At 55.8% G+C, this 21,607-nt stretch carries 23 protein-coding genes and 1 other RNA gene; 18 read left to right on the forward strand and 6 right to left on the reverse strand.

Annotated features, from left to right (window positions below; genetic code table 11):
• Positions 1-102: 102 nt before the first annotated feature.
• Positions 103-1,302, reverse strand: coding sequence for an MFS transporter (locus tag AC3WQH_RS03755; protein ID WP_005829744.1), 1,200 nt, complete (start codon positions 1,300-1,302; stop codon positions 103-105).
• Positions 1,303-1,497: 195 nt separating this feature from the next.
• Here AC3WQH_RS03755 and AC3WQH_RS03760 point away from each other — a divergent pair, with 195 nt between their 5' ends.
• Complete coding sequence (locus AC3WQH_RS03760) at positions 1,498-2,178, forward strand: CPBP family intramembrane glutamic endopeptidase (protein WP_005829746.1); 681 nt, start codon at positions 1,498-1,500, stop codon at positions 2,176-2,178.
• A 28-nt stretch (positions 2,179-2,206) separates the two neighbouring features.
• Positions 2,207-2,749 carry an RNA 2'-phosphotransferase gene (locus tag AC3WQH_RS03765; protein ID WP_005829748.1) on the forward strand — a complete coding sequence of 181 codons (543 nt, stop codon included), beginning with the start codon at positions 2,207-2,209 and terminating at the stop codon, positions 2,747-2,749.
• Positions 2,750-2,754: 5 nt separating this feature from the next.
• On the opposite strand, the gene AC3WQH_RS03770 is transcribed toward AC3WQH_RS03765, so the two are convergent.
• Positions 2,755-3,297 carry a DUF309 domain-containing protein gene (locus AC3WQH_RS03770; RefSeq protein ID WP_005829750.1) on the reverse strand — a complete coding sequence of 181 codons (543 nt, stop codon included), beginning with the start codon at positions 3,295-3,297 and terminating at the stop codon, positions 2,755-2,757.
• 171 nt (positions 3,298-3,468) lie between these two features.
• Between AC3WQH_RS03770 and AC3WQH_RS03775 the strand changes: the two genes are divergently transcribed.
• The gene (locus tag AC3WQH_RS03775; protein ID WP_025844653.1) at positions 3,469-3,717 is read left to right on the forward strand and encodes a hypothetical protein; all 249 of its coding nucleotides are present in this window, start codon (positions 3,469-3,471) and stop codon (positions 3,715-3,717) included.
• A 55-nt stretch (positions 3,718-3,772) separates the two neighbouring features.
• On the opposite strand, the gene AC3WQH_RS03780 is transcribed toward AC3WQH_RS03775, so the two are convergent.
• Complete coding sequence (locus AC3WQH_RS03780) at positions 3,773-3,943, reverse strand: YjzC family protein (protein WP_005829753.1); 171 nt, start codon at positions 3,941-3,943, stop codon at positions 3,773-3,775.
• A gap of 137 nt (positions 3,944-4,080) precedes the next feature.
• Between AC3WQH_RS03780 and AC3WQH_RS03785 the strand changes: the two genes are divergently transcribed.
• From AC3WQH_RS03785 to AC3WQH_RS03800, 4 genes are all read left to right on the forward strand, one after another.
• Positions 4,081-5,025 (forward strand): GntR family transcriptional regulator, encoded by a 945-nt coding sequence (locus AC3WQH_RS03785; protein ID WP_005829754.1) that lies wholly within the window; start codon positions 4,081-4,083, stop codon positions 5,023-5,025.
• Between the two features lie 588 nt (positions 5,026-5,613).
• Positions 5,614-5,964: a DUF4870 domain-containing protein gene (locus AC3WQH_RS03790; protein WP_007779231.1), complete on the forward strand. Its 351-nt coding sequence runs from the start codon at positions 5,614-5,616 to the stop codon at positions 5,962-5,964.
• Positions 5,965-6,099: 135 nt separating this feature from the next.
• Positions 6,100-7,275: a CaiB/BaiF CoA transferase family protein gene (locus tag AC3WQH_RS03795; RefSeq protein WP_290426276.1), complete on the forward strand. Its 1,176-nt coding sequence runs from the start codon at positions 6,100-6,102 to the stop codon at positions 7,273-7,275.
• 18 nt (positions 7,276-7,293) lie between these two features.
• On the forward strand, positions 7,294-8,067 hold the full coding sequence (locus AC3WQH_RS03800) for an enoyl-CoA hydratase/isomerase family protein (RefSeq protein WP_005829759.1): 774 nt from the start codon (positions 7,294-7,296) through the stop codon (positions 8,065-8,067).
• 13 nt (positions 8,068-8,080) lie between these two features.
• Here AC3WQH_RS03800 and AC3WQH_RS03805 read toward each other — a convergent pair whose 3' ends face one another.
• Entirely contained in the window at positions 8,081-8,503 is a 423-nt protein-coding gene (locus AC3WQH_RS03805) for a Gmad2 immunoglobulin-like domain-containing protein (protein WP_005829760.1), read from the reverse strand.
• Positions 8,504-8,658: 155 nt separating this feature from the next.
• On the opposite strand from AC3WQH_RS03805, the gene ssrS reads away from it, so the two are divergent.
• Positions 8,659-8,852: non-coding RNA, 6S RNA (gene ssrS / locus AC3WQH_RS03810), on the forward strand.
• Between the two features lie 115 nt (positions 8,853-8,967).
• On the opposite strand, the gene AC3WQH_RS03815 is transcribed toward ssrS, so the two are convergent.
• Entirely contained in the window at positions 8,968-9,435 is a 468-nt protein-coding gene (locus tag AC3WQH_RS03815) for a hypothetical protein (protein WP_483072775.1), read from the reverse strand.
• A 390-nt stretch (positions 9,436-9,825) separates the two neighbouring features.
• Positions 9,826-11,574 carry an Rqc2 family fibronectin-binding protein gene (locus AC3WQH_RS03820; RefSeq protein WP_429775775.1) on the reverse strand — a complete coding sequence of 583 codons (1,749 nt, stop codon included), beginning with the start codon at positions 11,572-11,574 and terminating at the stop codon, positions 9,826-9,828.
• 188 nt (positions 11,575-11,762) lie between these two features.
• Between AC3WQH_RS03820 and AC3WQH_RS03825 the strand changes: the two genes are divergently transcribed.
• The 10 genes from AC3WQH_RS03825 (at position 11,763) to rlmN (ending at position 21,604) form a co-directional block, all read left to right on the forward strand.
• Positions 11,763-12,647 carry a YicC/YloC family endoribonuclease gene (locus AC3WQH_RS03825; protein WP_005831057.1) on the forward strand — a complete coding sequence of 295 codons (885 nt, stop codon included), beginning with the start codon at positions 11,763-11,765 and terminating at the stop codon, positions 12,645-12,647.
• Positions 12,648-12,671: 24 nt separating this feature from the next.
• Positions 12,672-12,932, forward strand: coding sequence for an extracellular matrix/biofilm regulator RemA (remA, locus tag AC3WQH_RS03830; RefSeq protein ID WP_005831055.1), 261 nt, complete (start codon positions 12,672-12,674; stop codon positions 12,930-12,932).
• Between the two features lie 16 nt (positions 12,933-12,948).
• Positions 12,949-13,569, forward strand: coding sequence for a guanylate kinase (gmk, locus tag AC3WQH_RS03835; protein WP_007779210.1), 621 nt, complete (start codon positions 12,949-12,951; stop codon positions 13,567-13,569).
• A gap of 4 nt (positions 13,570-13,573) precedes the next feature.
• Positions 13,574-13,780 (forward strand): DNA-directed RNA polymerase subunit omega, encoded by a 207-nt coding sequence (gene rpoZ / locus AC3WQH_RS03840; RefSeq protein WP_005831051.1) that lies wholly within the window; start codon positions 13,574-13,576, stop codon positions 13,778-13,780.
• A 70-nt stretch (positions 13,781-13,850) separates the two neighbouring features.
• Positions 13,851-15,104: a bifunctional phosphopantothenoylcysteine decarboxylase/phosphopantothenate--cysteine ligase CoaBC gene (gene coaBC / locus AC3WQH_RS03845; RefSeq protein WP_005831049.1), complete on the forward strand. Its 1,254-nt coding sequence runs from the start codon at positions 13,851-13,853 to the stop codon at positions 15,102-15,104.
• Complete coding sequence (gene priA / locus AC3WQH_RS03850; protein WP_492331914.1) at positions 15,101-17,536, forward strand: primosomal protein N'; 2,436 nt, start codon at positions 15,101-15,103, stop codon at positions 17,534-17,536. The genes coaBC and priA overlap by 4 nt, the downstream gene beginning before the upstream one ends.
• Before the next feature lie 16 nt (positions 17,537-17,552).
• Complete coding sequence (gene def / locus AC3WQH_RS03855; RefSeq protein WP_005831045.1) at positions 17,553-18,029, forward strand: peptide deformylase; 477 nt, start codon at positions 17,553-17,555, stop codon at positions 18,027-18,029.
• A gap of 5 nt (positions 18,030-18,034) precedes the next feature.
• Complete coding sequence (gene fmt / locus AC3WQH_RS03860) at positions 18,035-18,985, forward strand: methionyl-tRNA formyltransferase (RefSeq protein WP_007779202.1); 951 nt, start codon at positions 18,035-18,037, stop codon at positions 18,983-18,985.
• Between the two features lie 3 nt (positions 18,986-18,988).
• On the forward strand, positions 18,989-20,335 hold the full coding sequence (gene rsmB / locus AC3WQH_RS03865; RefSeq protein ID WP_026557360.1) for a 16S rRNA (cytosine(967)-C(5))-methyltransferase RsmB: 1,347 nt from the start codon (positions 18,989-18,991) through the stop codon (positions 20,333-20,335).
• Between the two features lie 198 nt (positions 20,336-20,533).
• Complete coding sequence (gene rlmN / locus AC3WQH_RS03870; RefSeq protein ID WP_005831039.1) at positions 20,534-21,604, forward strand: dual-specificity RNA methyltransferase RlmN; 1,071 nt, start codon at positions 20,534-20,536, stop codon at positions 21,602-21,604.
• Positions 21,605-21,607: the final 3 nt, after the last annotated feature.

The raw sequence follows: 21,607 nt of genomic DNA on the forward strand, positions 1-21,607 counted from the left end.
CTCCAAAGACTTGCCACATATTTTCAACGTTGTTTTTTCTAGTCTAGTGTACACCAAATGGAGGCGCATGGAAAAGCAGGAGACAGGCAAACGGCGCTTTTGCTAGGCGGCCGCCTCGTCGCTTTGACGGACGTCCAGCTTGTGCTTTTTGCTGTAGACGAACGTCAGGATGCCGGACAAGAGCGTCAGCGAGCCGATGAACAGCAAGTAGCCGCTGATCCCGAGCAAATCGAGACCGATTCCGGTAATCCCGAGCGCGAGCAGGAAACAGGTGCGATCCAGCATGCTTTTGAACGAGAAAAACCGTCCTTGCTGGTGGGCGGGCAGCCGCTTCTGAAAGATCGTCGCGATCACCGGGAAAAAGAAGGCGACGACAAAGCCGAACAGGGAAAAAGAGGACAGCACCATGGCCTTATGATCGGCAAACGACATCCCGAATTGCGAGAGGGCAAAGAAAAACAGCATGAGCGTCGAGGCTGCGACCAAGTTTTTGCCGCCGATCCACCGTTTGGCAAGCAGGCCGCCGATTAGGATGCTCGTTCCTTCTACGGCGTAAATCCAGCCCATGAGCTGAGGCGCCTGCTGGAGTTCGCTGAGGTTGAGAATCAACAAATTGATGCCGCCCAAAAACAGCGTAATCAACCCGTTGTTGATGAGCCCGACAAACAGCGCCGGGTCTTTACGGGCAATCGTCAGCACTTCGCGAAACTCCACTTTTTCCTTCAGGTTGCGCGAGGCGACAGGAGGAATGCGCAGGAACAGCGTGACGACGGCGAGAATCGCGTACGCAATCATCGAGCAGACGTACAGCATGGACAGCTCCATGGAGACGACGAGAATGCCCCCGAGGGCCGTTCCGCCGATGCGCGACAGCGTGGAAATGTTCAAGTAGGCGCTGTTCGCTTTCAGCAGTTCATCCTTGGTCAAGATGGCAGGCAGGGAGGCTTGCACGGTCGGGAAGTAAAACGCCGCCGACACTTGCATGACGAGCAGCGAGACAATCATCCACAAAATCGAATCGTACGCGAGTGCGGGAAACATAAACACAGGACTCAAGGTTCGAGCCAGGCTGGCACAGAGCATGATTTTTCCTTTGTCGTACATGTCGATGACGACGCCTGCTTTCGGAGCAAGCAAGATGCTTGCGATCAGGCCGGTCATCAAAATCAGCCCCTTCACGGTTTCGGAAGGGATCAGGCTCTGCATGAACGACAAATTGGCAATAATGGAAATCCACATGCCTGCCCCAGCGACGATCTCTCCTGTCATCAGCAGGAGAAAGGTTCGGTTACGCCACAACATGAGAGCCACTCCAAATCTTTTTTAGTTTTTGACAAAAAAATGAACCGATCGATTTTTTTCAAAACGGTACCACTCAGTATAGCATCTGCCCAAATATTTGTATATTTATTGTCAATAGATGTATGCTTCCTGGCAATAACGGGCACATTACAGGAACAATGGGCGGCGATTACGCAACAAAGGAGCTTATCGTAAATGGCGCGAAAACGTACGCTGCTTCTCCTGATCGGGTATGGGTTTGCTGCCACGCTCGCCATTTTTTACGGGCTGGTAGAGCGGCACAGCTTGTTTGTCACGTTTGTTTCGTTTCATTTGGCGGTCTGTGTAGCAATCCCGCTGTTGCATGGCTGGTGGGAAAAAAGCTTGCAAGAGTATTGGCGCTTGGCGTGGGGCCTCTTTGAAAAACGAGGGGCGCTTTTCGGGATTGGGCTGGGGCTGCTGTTTTTTACAGGAATCCTGACAGGACTGTGGCTGATTTTGCAGGCGGAGGGCAGGCCGGACATCGTGCGGGCCGGGCTGGAGTCATGGGGGTTGAACCGCAACTGGATCGGTTTGTTTGCGCTGTATCTGGTGGTCGTCAACTCGCTTTTGGAGGAATTGTTCTGGCGAGGCTTTGTCCTGCAGCGAATGCTGCGCTCGCTCTCCCGTGTCGTCTCCGTGTTGCTCACGAGTTTTTTTTACACGTTGTACCACCTGATTATCACGACGGCCTTGTTCGGCGTGTGGCAAGGCTTGCTGCTTACGACCGCGGTGTATGGCGCGGGCGTCATCTGGGGGTGGATGAAAGGGCTGTTTCCGTCCATCTACCCGACCTGGTTCAGTCATTTGCTGGCGGATTTGGGGTTGGCGCTGGCTGTTGTTTTCTGGATTTATTAGCGTAAAACAGACGAAGGGGGAGATCGCCATGCTGGCGCTGCACGAGGAAGTTACGCTGCGCAAGCGTCTGCTCAGCATCCTGCGGCAAAAAAACGAGCACGTCCAGCTTTACTTCGATACATACGGCTTCACGCCAACGGGACCACTGCTCGCTTATTTGCGCGCGATCAAAGGGTGGGCGAACCTCCGGCGTGCCGATTTGTGGCAGGTGGTGGAAAATGACCCGGAGCGGCAGATCGAGTGGGATGGGGGCGAGTTGATTCGTGCCACGTACGGCTTTGCGCCGAGCCAGACGGCAACCCGGCTCACAGAGGTGGAACCTCCGGCGCGCCTGTATTACGGCACGCACGCAAAGCTGGTGCAGCAAGCGCTCGCCGGGGGACTTTTGCCGATCGCAAGCGAGCACGTCCAGCTTGCTTTTCGGGCAGAAGACATCGGGATGCCGGAGGACACGCTCTGTTTGCTGACCGTTCAGGCGGCTCGGGCGCGGGCAACCGGCATCCGATTTTTCCAAGGGAGCGGAGCATTTTGGTTCAGTGAGGCGATTCCAGCGGCTTTTGTCGCGGAGTGAGCGCATCAGGTTGCGGAATCGGGATCGTTCTGTTTGCCTTGGCGGAGCTGTAGCTGGCGCTCTCGTTCCGCGAGGACGTCGCTGCGGTCGCGCAACGTGTGCTTGTTTAGCAAAAACGGATCATTCATGTCGCTGTCGCGATACTCCGGCTGATTTTGCTTGGCACAGGCCGCTTTGTACGCGGCAATCAGCTCGGCTGCCCGCATCGGCAAGGTGATGCTGCGGTAAGGCAAGCCTTGTTCAATCTCTTCCAGGCGGACTGCCAAGAGGCGCTCCAGGGCCGTGCTGTCCAAGCCGAGGCGCTCCAGCTCCGCGTGATGCTGTTTCACCAGCGCGTGGGCACTTGTGAGCATTTTGCGGGCGCCGTTTACGTTGCCGCGTCGGTGGTGGTACAGCCCGACGGCAATTTGAATCAAGCCGACCCAGACAGACTGGCGCTCCGCGGGTGGAGCGCTTTTCCAATATTCTTCCAAAATCTCGTGACACTCGAAATAGTCGCGTTCGACATGAAACTGAACCAGGTAGTCCAGATACGGCTCAGGATACATGATGGACTTCACCTCGCTCTTTTTTGTAAGAAAAAACGCCTCGACGCTTTGCGGGCAAGCGGCTGTGGCTGTTTGCCGCCAACCACAAGGTCGTGACCGTTATGTTTTCAACGGTTTGTTTATGTACTATTATAAAGCATAGAGTAGAGAAATCGAGGTGGGAAACACGATATGACAAGAGATGAACTGATGGCTGTCTTGGAAAAAAAGCGAATGACCGAAATCATAGAGCTGATTGAGGATGCCGAGCAAGGCGAACTGGAGGAGCTTGAACTGGTGGAAAGCCTGGGGCTGCTGATGGACCAGGAGCTGAACAGGGAAGTTCTTGCCCTTTTGGAGAGCCTTGGCGTTACCATCGTGTATGTGAGCGGTGACGAAGAGGACGAGGAAGACAGCGAAGACGACGAAGACGAGGATTAAGAAGAAACCAACCTAGCTCTTTGCGGCCAGGTTGGTTTTCTTGCTGTATTTGCCCCTACTTTTGGGTCCAGACCCGGTTTTTGTTGCGGGTCGCGGGAAACTTTTCGCCTTTGTCCAGCTCGATAATCATCGGGTCCTGTACGCTGGCGCCGGTTTCCCCGATTTCCATGTACACTGCGTTTTTTGGCGACTTGTCGCCTTCACGAAAACGGCTTTGTTCTCCCATAGGGACACCTTCTTTCTCGCAATGTGTGATCTGCCTTAGTATGGCCGTCGCGGGGATGTTCATGCTGGCTGCCTCTATTGACGTTCGATTCAAAATTCATATACGATGGTTTCAACGATGGATGAAGAGGTGAATTCATGCTACGCCTGACCCTGCAAAAGGATTCGAATGTGTCGTACCACGAACAGCTCTACCAACAAATTGCTTCCTCGATTCGCAGCGGAGAAATTCCGCCGAATGAGCAGTTGCCGACGGTCAGGGAGCTAGCGGCACAACTGAAGGTCAATTACAACACGGTTCGCAGCGTTTATCTCCGCTTGCAGCAGGAAGGGATGGTCGATTCGCGTCAAGGGCGCGGGACCATTGTCAGCAATATTGTTAACGATCCTCTACTGACCCGCAATCCCGCGCATCTCGCTTTGCTGGCCAAAGAGACGCTGCACAAAGTAAAGGCCATGGGCTATTCCATGGATGAATTTACCCGTGTCCTCTCGTGTGTCATGCTGGAGATCAACCAGTTTCCTGTCCTGTTTTTGCGTTTCACAGAGCTGGAGCTTGCCGAGTATTTGCGCCTGGTGCAATACCATCTCCCCAGTGTCATGCTGGAGGGGCGGACCTTCGATGATTTTGCCCAGCGAGTCGAACAGGACCCGAGCTTTTTGCAGCAATACAAGGCGATCGTCACTCACCCTTCCGTTAATTTGCGCATGAAGCACCGTTTGCCGCGAGAGGCTCCGCCTGTCGTCAGCCTCGATTTTATACCCGATCCGACTACGGTCATTCCGGCCATGGAGGCGTATCCCCGCCATACAAAAGTCGGGCTGGTCTGTGCGACGATCCGCGGTGCGGCAGGAATGATAAATGACTTGTACAACGCAGGCATCACGCATCTGGATATTCGGACGATCGAAGCGAATCATCCCGACGTGTTCGACCTGATTACGAATTGTGATGTCGTCTACATATCGAAGCCCGGCTATATGGTCAGACCGCATTTGCTGACGCTGCCAAAAGTAAAGGAATACCAGGAAATTCCCGATCACCACGGAATCAATGAACTGCGCAAGATCGTGACGCAATGATTTTTTGCCTGTTATGCCCTTATTTTCTGGCGGTTTGCAGAGCTTTTTCCTTCCTGATATGTACAAAAGCCGCCGGCAGCCTGTCTGCCGGTTGTGCTGTTTTCAGGCAAGACATCCGCTGATTTTGCCGCAAGAATAGACAAGTGTACCATGCCGATGCACCTTCACCTACATACTTTGTAGATGTAACGAACAGGAGGGGGTGAGGTTCATGGGTTGCGGATGCAGAAAGTCTCATTGCAAGTGCTACTACAAGAAGTGCTGCAAGAGGAAATACTACAAAAAACATTGCTACTACAAGCCTTACTACAGAACGGAATGTAAAACTGGTCGTGAAAGCTGCGGTCACCATCACCATCACGGCGAAAGCTGCGGACACGGCGGTTACGGGTCCTCTTGGGGTGGCCACGACAGCAAATATTAATTCATCGAAAAAAAGCGCCTTTACGGCGCTTTTTTCGTGCTATCCAGTATAAGGGCCACTATGACTGCGTCAATGGTTCGGCGCAGCCAAGTTTTCGAATTTTTTCGCAAGTTTGCGGTGCTGGCATCGTACACTACAGTAGCGAAGGGAATGGGGGAATGCAAATGAACCATCTGGTTGGAAAAGACGAGCGAATGTGGGCCATCATCGCACATTTGTCCGCGCTGATCGGCTTTCTGATCCCATTTGGCAATGTGCTGGGGCCGCTTTTGGTCTGGTTGTTCAAACGCGAAGAGGGCCCCTTTTTTGAGGAGCACGGCAAGGAAGCGCTCAATTTCAGCATCTCGGTCACGATCTACGCAGCCATTTCCAGCATCCTGCTCATTGTCTTCATCGGCGTGATTTTATTGACCGCCCTGTTCTTTTTCTGGATCGTCTTCGTCGTGATTGCCGCCGTTCGGGCCAACGAAGGGAAAACGTACCGCTATCCGCTGACGTTGCGATTTATCAAATGAGTGATTCGCCATCGAGCAGCCGTTCCTTTGGGAACGGCTTTTTTTCGTAATTTTCCCGCAACAGGCAGGGTGAATGGTCATTCATCGCGAAAAACTAGGGAGGACAAAGAATCGGGGCGAAGGGAGTGGGAAGTCATGCTGACTGGCGTTACGGTTGTCGATTTTTCTCGTCATCTGCCTGGGCCGATCTGCACCATGCGACTCGCTGATCTGGGAGCGGAAGTCATCGAGGTGGAGGCGTTTCGCGAAGACGAGCACGCCTCGGCGGTTTTTCCCAGCCCGTCTGCGGCCAGAGAAACGGGAGCGTTTTCCTTGCGTTCGCATCGCAATCACAAGAGCATTTCGCTTAACCTGCGGACAGATGAAGGAAAGGCGCTCGCGTTTGCTCTCGCCAGACAGGCTGACGTCGTGGTGGAAAGCTACCGTCCAGGTGTCATGCGCCACCTCGGGCTTGACTACGATCGCCTGTGGGCCGCTCACCCGGCTGTCATCTACTGCTCGGTCACCGGGTACGGACAGAGCGGGGAGATGCATCAGCTCGGCGGGCACGATCTCAACGTTCAGGCGGTCAGCGGCTTTCTCTCCCTGCTGCGCGATGCTTCCGGCAAGCCAGTCCTGGCAGACATTCCTCTCTCCGATTACGCCCTGGGTCTGTACGCAAGCGAGCAAATTTGCGCGGCGCTGGTGCAGCGGGCACGAACCGGGCGCGGCGCCTATCTGGACGTGGCCGCCGCCGACTTGCTCGCGGCGTGGGTAGGGCTGCAGGCGATTTTTACGGCTTGCCAGGCTACCGCGAGTACGAATCAGAGCAAAAAGGGGCTGTTGGCGCATCAGGTGTTTGAAGCCGCCGACGGGCAGTACGTGGCGCTCGCCGCTGTGGAGGAGCGCTACTGGCTGAGCTTTTGCCGGGCGGTGGGCCGGGCTGACTGGGAGGCGTATCACCGCGGGACGATCGCGGAGCACCCCGAGGTATGGGAGGAGCTGAAAGCCTTGTTTTTATCCCGCACACAGGCGGAGTGGAACGAGCTGGGGAGCGAGGTGGATTGCTGTCTGACGGCGGTGGAGGAAATGGAAAACTGGTCGAATATTCGCTATGTGTCCGAGCGGGAAATTGCCTACACGCTTCCTTTTCTGGACAAGCGGGAGCCGACCGGCGCAGCGAAAAGCCCTAGCCCTGGCGCTTCCGACCGCAAAGCTCCTCCGTGGCATGCCGACTGCACGGCAGAGTTGCTCAGGCGAAAGCTGAACATAACGGATGAAGGCTTGCGCAAGCTCAAGCGGCAAGGCGTCATCCCGGAGTCGTCCGTATAGAAAGGAGAAGAGACAACTATGGAGCAAGAAGTCCAAGCAACCCCGCTTTTGGTGAAAAAAGAAGAGGGCGTCTGCACGATCACGCTCAATCGGCCGCGCGTGCTGAACGCGATGACGGTCGAGATGTTTGCGCTGTTGCAAACGTCGATTGCGGAGGCGGCGGATGATCCGGAGGTGGAAGTGCTCATTCTCAGAGGAGCAGGCGGCAATTTTTGCTCCGGCGCTGATTTGACCGTGCTGACGGCGCTAAGCGAAAAAGACGAAGCGGATGAGGCGCTTGCGGTCATTAACGATTTTATTGCGCGGCTGCACCAGATGCCGAAGCCGGTAATTGCCGTCGTGGAAGGGGTGGCGGTCGGAGCGGGGCTCAATCTGGCGCTGCATGCCGATTTTGTCATTGCCACGACAGATGCCGTGCTGCAGGAGCCGTTTGTCCAGATCGGACTGACTACCGACTTTGGCGGCACGTATTTGCTGCCGCAACTGGTAGGAACGGCATGGGCGAAACGGCTGGCTCTGCTCGGGGAAAAAGTTTCCGGGCAAACAGCCGAGCAGATTGGCTTGATCTATCGTGCGGTTGAGCCAGCGCTCATCGAGCAGGAGGTGGAAGCGCTGGTGGCTGCCGTGCGGCGCTTGCCGCGACAGGCGTATGCCGTTACGAAAGAAGGGCTGGGACGGTGCCAGTTTAACGGGCTGGAGTACGCGCTCGCCTGGGAAAAGCAGCAGCAGCCGTCCTTGATCGCCCATCCTGCGTTTCAATCGCTGGTACGTGCCAAAATGAAACGGACGTAAAAACGCTACAGCGCTACTTCGGCAAAGGGATGTTCAGCTCGTGAATGCGCTGGCCGGATTCCGCGCTTTCCTCGAACAAGGTAAGGACAGGAACTTTCAGCTTGGCGGCGTCGAGACTCAGGTTGATGGCGAACGTGCCCCATTCGGGTGCCCCTTGGCTGGCTGTGACAAAGCTGTCGGCCAGCGTGTTGCCTTCGTCTGTCACGACAAAGCGCACGGTAGCTTCGAACACGCGGGCTTCGCCTTTTACGGCGTATTGGCCGGGTCCTGTTTTCGTTACGGCGATGTTGCGAAACGCTTCGTTCTCGTACTTGCCGCCTTGCTCGCCGGCAGGCTGTTCCGTGGCGCTGCTAGGCAACGGAAGTGCAGCGGCTGGCACACAGACGGAGCCGACCGCGAGAAGTGACACGATCATCAGTTTTTGGGGAAAACGCATGCGATCCCTTCCTTTTCCAGAGTGATGCTACGTTTTTAAGATGGCGTGCCAGCAACTGTTTTATGCTGGAAAAGTCGCTCGCCTCAACAATGGGAACGGGGAAGGGAAGAATATCCGTTGAGCGAGAGTGAATTGTGTGGTAAAGTAGGGATATCAAGATCCTGCGATGTACGTAAGACCGTAAATGTTTCTAACCTTATACGTGTTTTTCGGGAGACGGAAATTTGCGTTGGATGTCAGGCCCACCTCCCTTTTGGGGATGCATGGGAAGGCTGAAGGGCAGAAGGGTCACCCACCTGTGTGAGCGCAGGTTATAGAAACATGAGGTCAACGGCAGAGCGGGGACTTGGCAGCATGCAAAAGCAAAGATTGGCCGATAGCATGAAAAAACCACTTGGAGACTTCCAGGTGGTTTTTCTATGTTTGGGGTGCGGAGCGAGACGACGTGCAGGACGTTGTTCGTCTCAATGGGTCGTTTTGTTTTGCTTGCCGGAACCGTGTCCCTGGCCCTGGCTTTGTCTGCGCCCCGAATCCTGGCCGTCCTGCTGGTCGTTGTTTATGATCGTCAGGCTTTGCTCCAGCGATTGCGAATCTTGGGCGTCCTGCAGAATTTGGTACATTTGCAAAAAGTTCGCTTTTTGACCTTCCGGAATCCCTTTAATGCGGACGGTCAATTCTTGTGGACCGCTTTGCTGTCCTTGCCCCTGTCCGCCTTGGCTGCTCTGCCCGCTCTGCCCGCTTCCTTCGCCGGAGGTTGGCTGCTCGTCAAGAAAACTGAGGAACATGGAGTCGCTGTCCTGAAAATCTTGCCCGCCGCCACTCGATTGCTGCCCGCCGCCGTTCTGTCCACCGCTGCTTTGTCCGCCGTTTTGCTGCTCAAACAATACGCTGAACTCGTTTAGATCAGTCTGGATGATGCCGATGACGTTCATCCTGATCCTCCTTCCAAAATTGAAAATGGGCTGGAATCCTGTTTCTTGCCAAAGGAGCGTGCAACAAGCCCTTCACCACTGCGACGGCAAATGCCGTAAACACCAAGCTCGATCATCAGTAAGGCTGGCCAGGCAGGACACGGCGCGGACGAAAAAGGCGAACACGAACCAAAACAGTCAGTCGTGCAAGCAAACTATGGTTGCGGGGCGAAGCAGGATAAGGAGCAGCAAGCAGCACGAAAGGCAAGCAAGCGGGTCATGCTTGCCTTTGATGCAACCGGAGGTGACGTTTTCGACCGCCAACGCCCGGCGAAACAATGCGTCCGTTTTCGTTAGCGTAGGCAGGCTGATTCAAAAACGAGGACACCCATCCATGCTCTTAGTATGAGCTTAGGGAGTTTCGCTATGCGTGGGGGAAGCGTTCGCTTTCAGGCGGCGAACGAGCGCTTCATCCGGGGTGACGTACAACGTGCGCTGCTGCTCGTAAATGACGTAGCCTGGCTTGGCGCCGCTCGGCTTTTTGACGTGCCGAATCAAGGTGTAGTCGACAGGAATCTGGCTGCCTTCTTTGGCGCGGCTGAAATAGGCGGCCAGGTTGGCGGCTTCGAGCAAGGTTTGATCGGAAAACTCGCGGGCGCGGATGACGACGTGGGAGCCGGGAATGTCTTTTGTATGCAGCCACGTTTCATGCGCAAAAGCCAGCTTGTTTGTCAAAAACTCGTTTTGCTTGTTGTTTTTTCCGACCAAAATTTCGGTGCCGTCTGACGAGACGTACCGTTCCAGCTCGGGGCGCGTATCCTTTTTCTTGCGCGGTCCGCGCTTTTTCCGGTTGCGCATGTAGCCTTGCTCGACCAGCTCTTCGCGAATTTCTTCCGCTTCCTTCAGGCTGGCGTGGCCGAGTTGGACCAAAAGGCCGTCCAGGTAAAGAATTTCCGCTTTGGCTTGCTCGATCTGCTCGCTGACGATTTGCAGGCTGTTTTTCGCTTTGTTGTACCGTTTGTAATAGGCCTGCAAATTTTCCGAAGGAGTCTTCAACGGGTCGAGCGGGATGGTGATGGTGCTGCCAGCCTCGTCGTACCAGTTGACGGTGACCAGTTCGGTGTCGCCGCGCTTCATCTGATGCATGTTGGCGGTAATCAGCTCGCCGTACAGACGGAACAAATCGGCGTCGTGCGCCTCCTGTAGCGTTTGCTCCAGTTTCTCGATCTTCTTTTCGTTTTTGTTGCGCTCGGCGGTGACGAAGCGAATCAGGTCGTGGGCGCGTTGCTTGACCGTATCGCGCAGAGCTTTGCCCTCGTAAAATGCCTGCAGGCAGGCTTGCACGGAAGGGTACGGCGTGGCGGTGCCATCGCCGCCATCGGTCAGGTGCGTCAGCTCGACGACGTGAAAATACGCTTTGTCGGGGCGTTCCACAATCGCAGGCGCGTAGTTGTGCGCCTTGACCGCTTCCATGACCGAGGAAAAAGCTTGCCACAGCGTGTCGCGATTGGCCAGCTTTGCCCGGTGGACGATTTCTTTTGCCAAAAGCGGGCTGATGCCCATGTAGCGGTCGACGATTTGCTTGTCCAGCCGCCCGCTGTTCCAATCGATGGAGGAAATGAACGCCTGCTCGGTGACGGTGAGCGGATCGTGTTTGTCCTGGCTCGGCGGGGAGACGTACGGACGTCCAGGGGTGACTTGCCTGTATTGGCTGATCGCCAGCGTCACGTGCATGGCACTGTCGAGAATCGTTCCCGTTGCCGGATCGACGAGAATAATGTTGCTGTGCTTGCCCATGATTTCCATGATAATGCGGCGGAGCGCCGTGTCTCCCAGCTCGTCGCGGGTGCGGATATCCATGTGGATGATCCGCTCCATGCCGATCTGTTCGATCGATTCGATCAGCCCGCCTTCACAATGCTTGCGCAGCAGCATGCAAAACATCGGAGCTTCCAGCGGATTCGTAAACTCTTCGGTCGTAAGGTGAATCCGGGGGTACGTCGGATTGGCAGACAGCAAGAGCTTGACTGTTTCTCCCGGCGTGCGTACTTGCATGACAATATCGCTGTGGTGCGGCTGGTGAATCTTGGAGATGCGACCGCCGACACATTTATGTAACTCCCGCGCGACGGCACGGGTTACTACGCCATCAAATGCCACAATCACTCACCTCAATCGTTAAAAATGCCTGGAACGTAAAAAAAGATGCCAGAAATGGTTGCCAGTCACAGTGTAGCACAAAGCGGGGGAGGGAGGAATCTTGTTGTCGCCCTGCGGCTTCGGTTGACACTGCCAAGAGTTGTCTCCTATAATAAATTAACGATTTTGCGTCTGTGGAAGTGAAAACGATGGTTCGGAGCATGACAGGTTATGGACGGAAAGAGGATAGCAGGGGCGCTGTGCGGTTGACGGTGGAGATTCGCGCCGTCAATCATCGGTATTCCGAGATACAGGTACGCCTGCCAAAAGCTTGGAGCATGCTGGAGGACCAGGTGCGCAAGCTGGTGAGCCGGTACGTCCGCAGAGGTCGTGTCGATGTGACCATTGCGATGGACGGGAAAAGTCAGACGGCTTCCGCTGTCGAGATCGACTGGCAGGTGGCCGGGCAGCTCGTCTCGCTGTCGCGCACGATGGCTGAGCGCTTTTCGTTGCAGGAGCCGCTTGGCGTCAAGGAGCTTTTGCTCTTCCCTGGCGTGTTACATACAAAAGAAATGACAGAAGACAGCGACGAAGCGGCCGAATGGCTGCTGGATCAGGTCAAGGCTGCAGCGATCGATTTGCTCTCCATGAAAGAGGCGGAGGGCAAGCAACTGTACGCTGATTTATCCGGACGGCTCGAACAGATTGAAGCGTGGGTCAAAGAGCTTCAGCAATTGGCTCCTGTGGGAATCGAGGAGTACCAGACCCGTCTTCGCCAGCGATTGAACGAATGGGCCAGCCAGGCTCCTTTTGAATTGGACCTTGCGCGCGTGGCTCAGGAGGTTGCTTTTTTCGCTGACAAGAGCGATATCAGTGAGGAGATTACCCGCCTGGAAAGCCATTGTCTCCAGTTTGCCAAACAGTTGGAAGCAAGCGAAGCGATCGGGCGAAAGCTGGATTTTTTGCTCCAGGAAATGAACCGGGAAGCCAATACTATCGCTTCCAAGGCGAATTATTTGCCCATTTCCCACCTCGCTGTGGAAATCAAGACGGAACTGGAGAAAATGAGAGAGCAAGTACAGAACGTCGAGTAGCATGAAAGGATGGGCTGGGCCGTTATGGCAATCAAGCTAATCAATATCGGATTTGGCAATATTGTGAATGCCAACCGCATTATTTCCATTGTAAGTCCGGAATCTGCTCCGATCAAACGGATCATTCAGGAAGCGCGCGATCGCAACATGCTCGTCGACGCTACCTATGGACGCCGGACGCGTGCTGTGATTATTACAGATAGCGATCACGTCATCTTGTCAGCGGTACAGCCGGAAACAGTGGCGCAGCGCCTCTCGACGAAGGACGACGAATCGGACGAATAAAGTAGGAGTGTAAACAATGAGCATGGTTGATCGCGGTCTCCTTTTGATTCTCTCCGGACCTGCGGGAGTGGGGAAAGGCACGGTATGCAAGGCCCTTCGGGAAAGAATGCCCGAGCTGGTGTATTCCGTATCGGCTACCACACGTTCTCCGCGCCCGGGCGAGGTGGAAGGAGTTAATTACTTTTTCAAGACAAAGGAAGAGTTCCAGCAAATGATTGAGCAGGACGCTCTTCTGGAATGGGCAGAATACGTAGGAAACTTCTACGGCACGCCCCGCCAGTTTGTGGATGAAATGCTGAACGAAGGGCGCGACGTGATCCTGGAGATCGAAGTCCAGGGTGCGCTGCAAGTAAAACAGCGATTTCCGCAAGGGACGTTCCTGTTCCTGGCCCCGCCTGATCTGAACGAGCTGGAAAACCGGATCGTGGGACGGGGAACGGAGACGGAGGATGTGATCCGCAAGCGGATGGAAGTCGCCCGCGCCGAAATCGAGCTGATGGATCATTACGATTACGTAGTGGTCAACGATGTGATCGAATCAGCCTGCGATCGCATTCAGGCGATTATTACAGCCGAGCACCTGAAAAAAGATCGTCAGGTTCACAAATATCGCAAATGGTTGAAGGAGGTTGAATAGTTTTATGTTGTATCCATCTATCGACGAATTGACCGCAAAAGCGGAAAGCAAGTACATCCTGGTGACCGTAGCTTCCAAGCGCGCCCGCCAATTGCGTGAAAACAGCGAAATGCAGGTAGTCAAACCAAAATCCAAAAAGTTTGTAGGCGTCGCGCTGGAAGAGTTTATCTCCGACGAGCTGGTGCACGAGTTTTTGGACGGACGTAAATAAGAGCTTGCTTTGAAAAAACAACCTGTATGCAGGTTGTTTTTTTCGGATAGGGAAGAAAGGGGAGTTACAGATGGATTCGCTCGCAGAAAAACGAATTGTGCTCGGCGTCTGTGGCGGGATTGCGGCCTACAAGGCGGCTGCGCTCACAAGCAAGCTGACGCAGGCCGGCGCACAGGTGCATGTCATCCTGACGGAAAATGCGATGAAATTCGTTCAGCCAGTGACGTTCCAGGCATTGTCTCATCAGCCTGTCTACACGGATACATTTTCGGAGCCAGACCCGCACGTCATCAGCCACATCGACCTGGCGGACAAGGCCGATCTTGTGCTGATTGCTCCCGCGACGGCCAATGTCATCGGCAAAATCGCAAACGGCATCGCGGACGACATGCTGACGACGACGTTGCTTGCGACGAAAGCTCCGGTGATGATCGCGCCTGCGATGAACGTGAACATGTACGAGCATCCGGCGGTTGCGGCCAATATGGAAAAGCTGGCGTCGTTTGGCTATCGGTTTGTGGAGCCGGGGGTCGGGCTGCTCGCATGTGGCTGGGTTGGCAAAGGGCGTCTGGCCGAGCCGGAGGAAATCGTCGAAGCGGTGCAGAGCTGGTTTAGGCAACAAGCTGCACGAGACACGCAAGCAGCAGCGAAGCAAGACTTGCTGGACAAGCACGTGCTCGTCACAGCCGGACCGACCCGGGAAAAAATCGATCCGGTTCGCTATATCACCAACCACGCATCGGGCAAAATGGGCTACGCTATTGCGGAGGCAGCGCGTGACAGAGGGGCGCGCGTGACGTTGATTAGCGGCCCGACCGCGCTGCCGCGGCCAGAGGGCGTCGCGTTCGTCGCCGTCGAATCAGTACAGGAGATGTTCGACGCCGTCATGGAGCATTTGCCACAGAGCGATATCGTCGTGAAGTCGGCTGCTGTGTCCGACTATCGGCCGAAAACAGTGCAGGCGCATAAAATGAAAAAAGGCGACGGCCCCTTCGTGCTGGAGCTGGACAAAGCGCCTGATATTTTAAAAACAATCGGCGAGCGCAAAACGAAGCAGTTTGTCGTCGGGTTTGCTGCCGAGACGCAAGATGTGCTGCTGCATGCGCAGTCGAAGCTGGAACGCAAAAACCTCGATATGATCGTAGCCAACAACGTCCTCCTGGAAGGCGCAGGGATGGGCAGCGATACGAACATCGTCACTCTTTTGACGCGGGACGGCGAGCAATTGGCGCTGGAAAAACTGAGCAAGCGGGCTGTGGCCGACAAGCTGTTTGATGCCGTGCTGTTGAAGCTGCAGCAAAAGCCGCTGTCTGAACTGTCATGATCGCCCAGGTGATTGTGGACGTACCGGTCAATCGAACGAATCGCCCGTTTGACTACAAGGTACCGTCCTGGCTAAGCCCGTTGATCCGCGTGGGCAGCAGGGTCATCGTCCCGTTTGGCCCGCGCAAGCTGCAAGGCTACGTGATCGGGATCGTGGAGCAGGCGGAGGGGGAAATCGCGTCGGCGCGCTTGAAGGACGTCGAGCAGGTGCTGGACGATACGCCTCCGCTCACGCCAGAGTTGCTGGAGCTTGGCGAGTGGATGTCCCGCCAATACTTGTGCCCGTGGGTGACAGCCGTCCAGGCGATGATTCCGGCCGTCTTGAAAGGCAAGTCGGAAAAATGGCTGGTCGCGACAGAAGCGCTGGAGGCAGAAGCGTGCGGCAACTCGGGGCTATTGTGGGAACTGGCGCGCAAACGGCAAATGCCGCTCGCAGAGGTGGAAAAGCAGTTTCCCGACGAGTACTTGCTCGTGCCGGGCTGGATATCGAGCGGCTTGTTGGCGACGGAATACCAGGTCACCGACCGGATTACGCGCAAGCAGCAATCGTTTGTGCGCAGCCTGTTGAGCGGGCCTGAGCTGGCAGAAGCAATCCGGTCCTTGCCAGCGCGGGCAGAGCAGATGAAAAGGGCGCTCGAACTGTTCCAGATGCATGAAGGCCAGTCTTTGTCCACCCAGATGCTGCAGGCGGAGTACGGAATCAGCCGTGCGTCGCTGAAGAGTCTGGAAAAAAAAGGATTCGTCGCCATCGAGCAGGTGGAAGTGTACCGCGATCCGTATGCCAATCGCCGCTTTTCCGACAAGCCGAAGCCTGACTTTACCCCGCTTCAGCAACATGTTTTGGCACCAATTTTGCAATCTATAAAAATGGGCACGTACGCCTCGTACTTGCTGCATGGCGTAACAGGCAGCGGCAAGACAGAAGTGTATCTGGAAGCGATCGAACAGACGCTGGCAAAAGGGCGCGAGGCGATTTTTCTCGTGCCGGAAATTTCTTTGACGCCGCAAATGGTGGAGCGGTTCAAGGCGCGGTTTGGCGCCGATGTCGCCGTCCTGCACAGCGCCTTGTCGCAGGGAGAGCGCTACGACGAGTGGCGCAAAATTATTCGCAACCAGGTAAAAGTCGTAGTCGGGGCGCGCTCGGCTATTTTCGCTCCTTTTCGCAATGTCGGCTTGATCGTGATCGACGAAGAGCATGAAAGCTCCTACAAGCAAGAAGAGACGCCGCGATATCACGCGCGGGAAGTCGCCCTCTGGCGAGCGAAAAGAAACGACGCCGTCCTGCTGATGGGGAGCGCGACGCCCGCCTTGGAGACGTACGCCTTGGCTACGCGCGGCAGATACGAGTTGCTGGAAATGCCCGAACGGGTAGGCAATCGCCCGATGCCGCAGGTGCACGTCGTCGATATGCGCGAGGAGCTGCATGCGGAAAATCGCTCCATGTTCAGCCGCAAGCTGCACGAAATGATTGCCGATCGGCTGCAAAAAGGCGAGCAGATGGTCATTTTCCTGAATCGGCGCGGCTTTTCCACGTTTGTCATGTGCCGTTCGTGCGGCTATACGATGCGCTGCATTCATTGCGACATTTCGTTGACCTACCATAAAACGAACCATACGGCGCGCTGCCATTACTGCGGCTACACGATCGCCCAGCCTGCGCACTGCCCGGAATGCCAGAGCGAGCATATCCGCTTTTTCGGCACGGGGACGCAAAAGGTGGAGGCGGAGCTGGCGAAGCTGTTTCCCGGCATCCGCGTGATCCGGATGGACGTGGATACGACGTCGCGCAAAGGCGCGCATGAAGAGTTGCTGAACAAATTCCGCAACGGGCAGGGCGACGTGCTGCTCGGGACGCAAATGATCGCCAAAGGGCTCGATTTTCCGCGAGTGACGCTGGCGGGCATTATCGCAGCGGACAGCTCGCTGCATTTGCCTGATTTTCGCGCGGCGGAAAAGACGTTCCAACTGCTCACGCAGGTCGGAGGACGCGCGGGGCGGCATGAGCTGGCGGGAGATGTCGTCATCCAGACGTACACGCCCGAGCACTACAGCATCGTTCACGCCACGCGGCACGACTATCCGGCATTCTACCGGGATGAAATGCTGCAACGCAGGCGCACAGGGTATCCGCCGTATTTCCGGCTGGTGCTCATCACGTTCAGCCACGAAGATGTGCCTGTCGTCATTCGCGGCGCGCATACGATGGCGGACTTTTTGCGGTCGCGGCTCGCCCAGACGACAATCGTGCTCGGGCCAGTCGCATCGCCTATTGCGCGCGTGAAGGATAGATTTCGCTTTCAGATCATGCTAAAATATCGGGATGAACCGCAACTGTCTGACCTGCTTGCCCAGGCGACGGCGGCATTTGAAGAGTGGAACAAACAGCAGAAAGTATTGATGACGATTGACGTCGATCCGTACGTGCTGCTTTAGGGAGGATATGATTCACATGGCAATTCGCACAATTGTAAAACATCCAGATCCGATTTTGCGTGAAAAGGCAATGAAGGTGACCAAGTTCAACTCCAACCTGCACAAGCTGTTGGACGATATGGCTGACACGATGTACGATGCAGAGGGCGTAGGCTTGGCTGCACCGCAGGTAGGCATCTCCAAGCGCGTGATTGTCATGGATTGCGGCGACGGGCTGATCGAAATCGTCAACCCGGAAATCGTCGACCACAAAGGCGAGCAGTTTGACTATCCGGAAGGCTGCCTGAGCATCCCGGGGCTGCGCGGAGATGTTCGCCGCCACCAATGGATCAAGCTGCGCGGACAGGATCGCTTTGGCAACGAAATCGAGCTGGAGGCCGAAGACCTGTTGTCCCGCTGCGCCCAGCATGAAATCGATCACCTGAATGGCGTGCTGTTCATCGACGTAGCCGACAAGGTCTATCAGGTGAACCCGGAAGAGGAAGGGGAATAACCGATTTGAAAGATGCTCGCATCCTGTTTATGGGTACGCCTGACTTCGCGGTTTCGAGCCTCGACGCGCTCATCGAAGCAGGCTATAACGTGATTGGAGTCGTGACACAACCGGATCGTCCCGTAGGACGCAAGCAAGTGTTGACGCCGCCCCCCGTCAAGGAGGCGGCTTTGCGTCATGGACTTGCTGTTTTGCAGCCGGAAAAAATCAAGGCAGAAGAAGCGCTGGAAGAAGTGCTGGCGCTGTCTCCTGACCTGATCGTGACGGCGGCTTACGGGCAAATTTTGCCCAAGCGGCTCTTGGATGCGCCGCCGTTTGGCTGCATCAATGTGCACGCCTCGCTTTTGCCGAAATATCGCGGCGGTGCGCCGATCCACAAAGCAATCGTCGACGGGGAAGCCGAATCGGGCGTGACGATCATGTACATGGTAGAGGCGCTGGACGCAGGGGACATGCTGTCCAAAGTCGTCGTGCCGATCGAGGAACGCGACACGGTCGGACTTTTGCATGACAAGCTGGCGGTCGCTGGCTCCCGGCTTTTGCTTGAGACGGTGCCTCGGCTGCTGGCAGGGGAGATTCAGCCGGAAGCGCAAGATCACTCGGCTGCGACATTTGCGCCGAATATCAAGCGGGCTGACGAAAAAATTGACTGGACGAAATCCGCCGCGCAAATCTACAACCAGGTACGCGGACTGAACCCATGGCCTGTCGCCTTCACGACATACGAAGGCAAAGTGTGGAAGCTGTGGTGGGTGGAAAAATGGCCCGAAGCTGGCAGCAAAAAAGCGCCGGGAACGATTATCGCCCGCGAGGAAGACGGCCTGGTCGTCGCGTGCGGCAGCGGGGCGGTCAAAATAACCGAATTGCAGCCGGAAGGCAAAAAACGGATGAGCGCTCTCGACTTTTTGCGCGGAGCGGGCAGCAGCATCGAAATCGGCACGAAGGTAGGAGAATAGCCCGTGGCAAAAAAGGGAGCGCGTGATATTGCGCTAGATGTATTGAACAGAGTCGAGGAACACAAATCGTACAGCAATCTGGAGTTGCGAGGCGTTCTGGACCGCGCGCAGCTCAGCGCGGCAGATACGGGGCTGGTGACAGAACTGGTGTACGGCACGATCCAGCGGAAGCTCACGCTCGATCACGTCCTGTCCCACTTTGTCGGGAACAAAAAGCTGCAGACGTGGGTGCGCAACCTGCTGCGGCTCAGCCTGTACCAAATCCGCTTTCTGGACCGTATCCCTGAGCGCGCAGCCGTTCACGAGGCGGTGGAAATGGCGAAGCGCCGAGGTCACCAAGGGATTGCTTCGATGGTCAACGGCGTCCTGCGCAACGTCTTGCGCCAGCCGGATGTGTGGGAGCGTCTGCCAAAAGGTGACCGCGCCACGCAGATCGCAGTAGAGCATTCCCATCCGGAATGGCTCGTTCGGCAATGGCTTACGGTGTACGGCGAAGCGACGACGATCGCGATCTGCGAAGCCAACAACCGCCATCCGCACAGCTCCATTCGCGTCAATTCGCTGAAAACAAGCGCGAGCGAATTGCTGGACAAGCTCGCGGCAGAAGAAACGGCGGCGAGGCAGTCGGCGCTCAGCCCGCAAGCGATTTTGGTAGAGGGTGGGCACGCGGCCGGCTCGCGCCTGTTTCGCGAAGGCTACTTTACGATTCAAGACGAAAGTTCCATGCTGGTAGCGCCTGCGCTTGCCGCCAAGCCAGGCATGCGCGTCCTCGACGCCTGCGCGGCTCCCGGCGGGAAAACGACGCATATCGCGGAGCTGATGGAAAATCGCGGGCACATCGTCGCGTGCGACCTTCACCCGCACAAGCGCGACCTGATTGCGCAAACGGCAAAGAGGCTCGGCATCTCCATCATCGAGCCGATCACGAGCGATGCGCTCGATTTGCCAGACAGAGGCTTGGGGACGTTCGACCGGATTTTGCTCGACGCGCCGTGCTCGGGCTTCGGCGTCATCCGGCGCAAGCCAGACTTGAAATGGAACAAAACGCCAGAGGATGTTCGCGCGATTGCCCAGTTGCAGTACGAACTGCTCAAGGCGCTGGCGCCGATGCTTGCGGCAGATGGCGTTCTCGTGTACAGCACGTGCACGATTGAGCCGGAGGAAAATCAGAAGATCGTCCAGCGCTTCGTCAAGGAGCACCCGGAGTTTGTCCTGGACGAGACGCTTGCGCACGACTTGCCAGAGGCCGCTCGGGCGCATGTGGACGAGACAGGGGCATGCGTGCAGATTTTGCCGCATCATTTTGAGAGTGATGGCTTCTTTATCGCGCGTCTGAAACGAAAAAGATAGCAAGAGAGGGGTGGCGCGCCAACTGCGAAAAATGCCACTCCTTTGCCTTTGTTTGCGCTTCTGCAGATTGGTTTACACTAGGAAAAGGGATGCATTTCTGAAATGGATGCCAAAACCGTTTGAAGCGCGACGCGAGGCGAGGTACAATGATAGAATGACGATTTGTGCAAGCAATGATTTTGAGGATGTGGAAAAGAAATGCCATTCACGACATTTACAGGCGAAAAGCCGCTTATTTACAGCTTGACTCAAGACGAACTGAAAGAATGGCTCATCAGCGCAGGTGACAAAGCTTTTCGCGCCCAGCAAATTTTTGACTGGCTGTACGTAAAGCGTGTGACTTCCTTTGATGAGATGAGCAATCTTTCCAAAGACCTGCGGCAAAAGCTCGCCGAGACGTTCCGCCTGGATTCTTTGAAAGAAATTACGCATCAGCAATCGACGGACGGAACGATCAAGTTTTTGTTCCAGCTCGTGGATGGTCACGCCATCGAAACGGTCATCATGCGCCACAGCTACGGAAACAGCATCTGTGTGACGACGCAGGTCGGCTGCCGGATCGGCTGCACGTTTTGCGCCTCCACGCTCGGCGGATTGAAGCGCAACCTCGATGCGGGCGAGATCGTTTCCCAGGTGCTGATGGCCCAGCGCAAGCTCGATGCAGAGGGCGAGCGCGTCAGCCACGTCGTGGTGATGGGGATTGGCGAGCCGTTTGAAAACTTCGAGAGTCTGATGGCCTTTTTGTCGATCATCAACGACAACCGGGGACTGAACATCGGCGCCCGTCATATTACCGTCTCCACCAGCGGAATCGTGCCGAAAATTTACGAGTTTGCCGAGCGCGGCGGACAAGTGAACCTGGCGATTTCCCTGCACGCGCCCAATACGGAGCTGCGCAGCAAGCTGATGCCGATCAACCGCGGCTTTCCGCTTGACAAGCTGATGGAAGCGTGTCGTCATTATATTAACAAGACAGGTCGCCGGATCAGCTTTGAGTACGGTCTGTTCGGCGGGAAAAACGATCAGCCCGAGCACGCCGAGGAACTGGCCGACCTGATCGGAGACATGCTCTGCCACGTCAATCTGATTCCGGTCAACTACGTGCCCGAGCGCGATTACGTGCGTACACCACGCAACGAAATTTTTCAGTTCAAACGCATTTTGGAGGAAAAGGGAATCAATGTGACCATCAGACGTGAACAAGGCAGTGATATCGCCGCTGCCTGCGGTCAACTGAGGGCACAACACGCTAAAGAAACCGTGGGGTGAAGC

This window comes from Brevibacillus sp. FW301-21C12A, assembly GCF_058788915.1.

Excerpts from the sequence above, each read along its gene's own strand:
- AC3WQH_RS03775 (WP_025844653.1), top strand. The coding sequence starts at position 3,469 with ATGACAAGAGATGAACTGATGGCTGTCTTGGAAAAAAAGCGAATGACC.
- AC3WQH_RS03825 (WP_005831057.1), top strand. The coding sequence starts at position 11,763 with ATGGTTCGGAGCATGACAGGTTATGGACGGAAAGAGGATAGCAGGGGC.
- AC3WQH_RS03770 (WP_005829750.1), bottom strand. The coding sequence starts at position 3,297 with ATGTATCCTGAGCCGTATCTGGACTACCTGGTTCAGTTTCATGTCGAA.
- AC3WQH_RS03760 (WP_005829746.1), top strand. The coding sequence starts at position 1,498 with ATGGCGCGAAAACGTACGCTGCTTCTCCTGATCGGGTATGGGTTTGCT.
- AC3WQH_RS03815 (WP_483072775.1), bottom strand. The coding sequence starts at position 9,435 with ATGAACGTCATCGGCATCATCCAGACTGATCTAAACGAGTTCAGCGTA.
- AC3WQH_RS03765 (WP_005829748.1), top strand. The coding sequence starts at position 2,207 with ATGCTGGCGCTGCACGAGGAAGTTACGCTGCGCAAGCGTCTGCTCAGC.
- AC3WQH_RS03790 (WP_007779231.1), top strand. The coding sequence starts at position 5,614 with ATGAACCATCTGGTTGGAAAAGACGAGCGAATGTGGGCCATCATCGCA.
- remA (WP_005831055.1), top strand. The coding sequence starts at position 12,672 with ATGGCAATCAAGCTAATCAATATCGGATTTGGCAATATTGTGAATGCC.
- AC3WQH_RS03800 (WP_005829759.1), top strand. The coding sequence starts at position 7,294 with ATGGAGCAAGAAGTCCAAGCAACCCCGCTTTTGGTGAAAAAAGAAGAG.
- rpoZ (WP_005831051.1), top strand. The coding sequence starts at position 13,574 with ATGTTGTATCCATCTATCGACGAATTGACCGCAAAAGCGGAAAGCAAG.
- AC3WQH_RS03780 (WP_005829753.1), bottom strand. The coding sequence starts at position 3,943 with ATGGGAGAACAAAGCCGTTTTCGTGAAGGCGACAAGTCGCCAAAAAAC.
- AC3WQH_RS03755 (WP_005829744.1), bottom strand. The coding sequence starts at position 1,302 with ATGTTGTGGCGTAACCGAACCTTTCTCCTGCTGATGACAGGAGAGATC.
- priA (WP_492331914.1), top strand. The coding sequence starts at position 15,101 with ATGATCGCCCAGGTGATTGTGGACGTACCGGTCAATCGAACGAATCGC.
- AC3WQH_RS03805 (WP_005829760.1), bottom strand. The coding sequence starts at position 8,503 with ATGCGTTTTCCCCAAAAACTGATGATCGTGTCACTTCTCGCGGTCGGC.
- def (WP_005831045.1), top strand. The coding sequence starts at position 17,553 with ATGGCAATTCGCACAATTGTAAAACATCCAGATCCGATTTTGCGTGAA.
- coaBC (WP_005831049.1), top strand. The coding sequence starts at position 13,851 with ATGGATTCGCTCGCAGAAAAACGAATTGTGCTCGGCGTCTGTGGCGGG.
- rlmN (WP_005831039.1), top strand. The coding sequence starts at position 20,534 with ATGCCATTCACGACATTTACAGGCGAAAAGCCGCTTATTTACAGCTTG.
- gmk (WP_007779210.1), top strand. The coding sequence starts at position 12,949 with ATGAGCATGGTTGATCGCGGTCTCCTTTTGATTCTCTCCGGACCTGCG.
- AC3WQH_RS03785 (WP_005829754.1), top strand. The coding sequence starts at position 4,081 with ATGCTACGCCTGACCCTGCAAAAGGATTCGAATGTGTCGTACCACGAA.
- AC3WQH_RS03795 (WP_290426276.1), top strand. The coding sequence starts at position 6,100 with ATGCTGACTGGCGTTACGGTTGTCGATTTTTCTCGTCATCTGCCTGGG.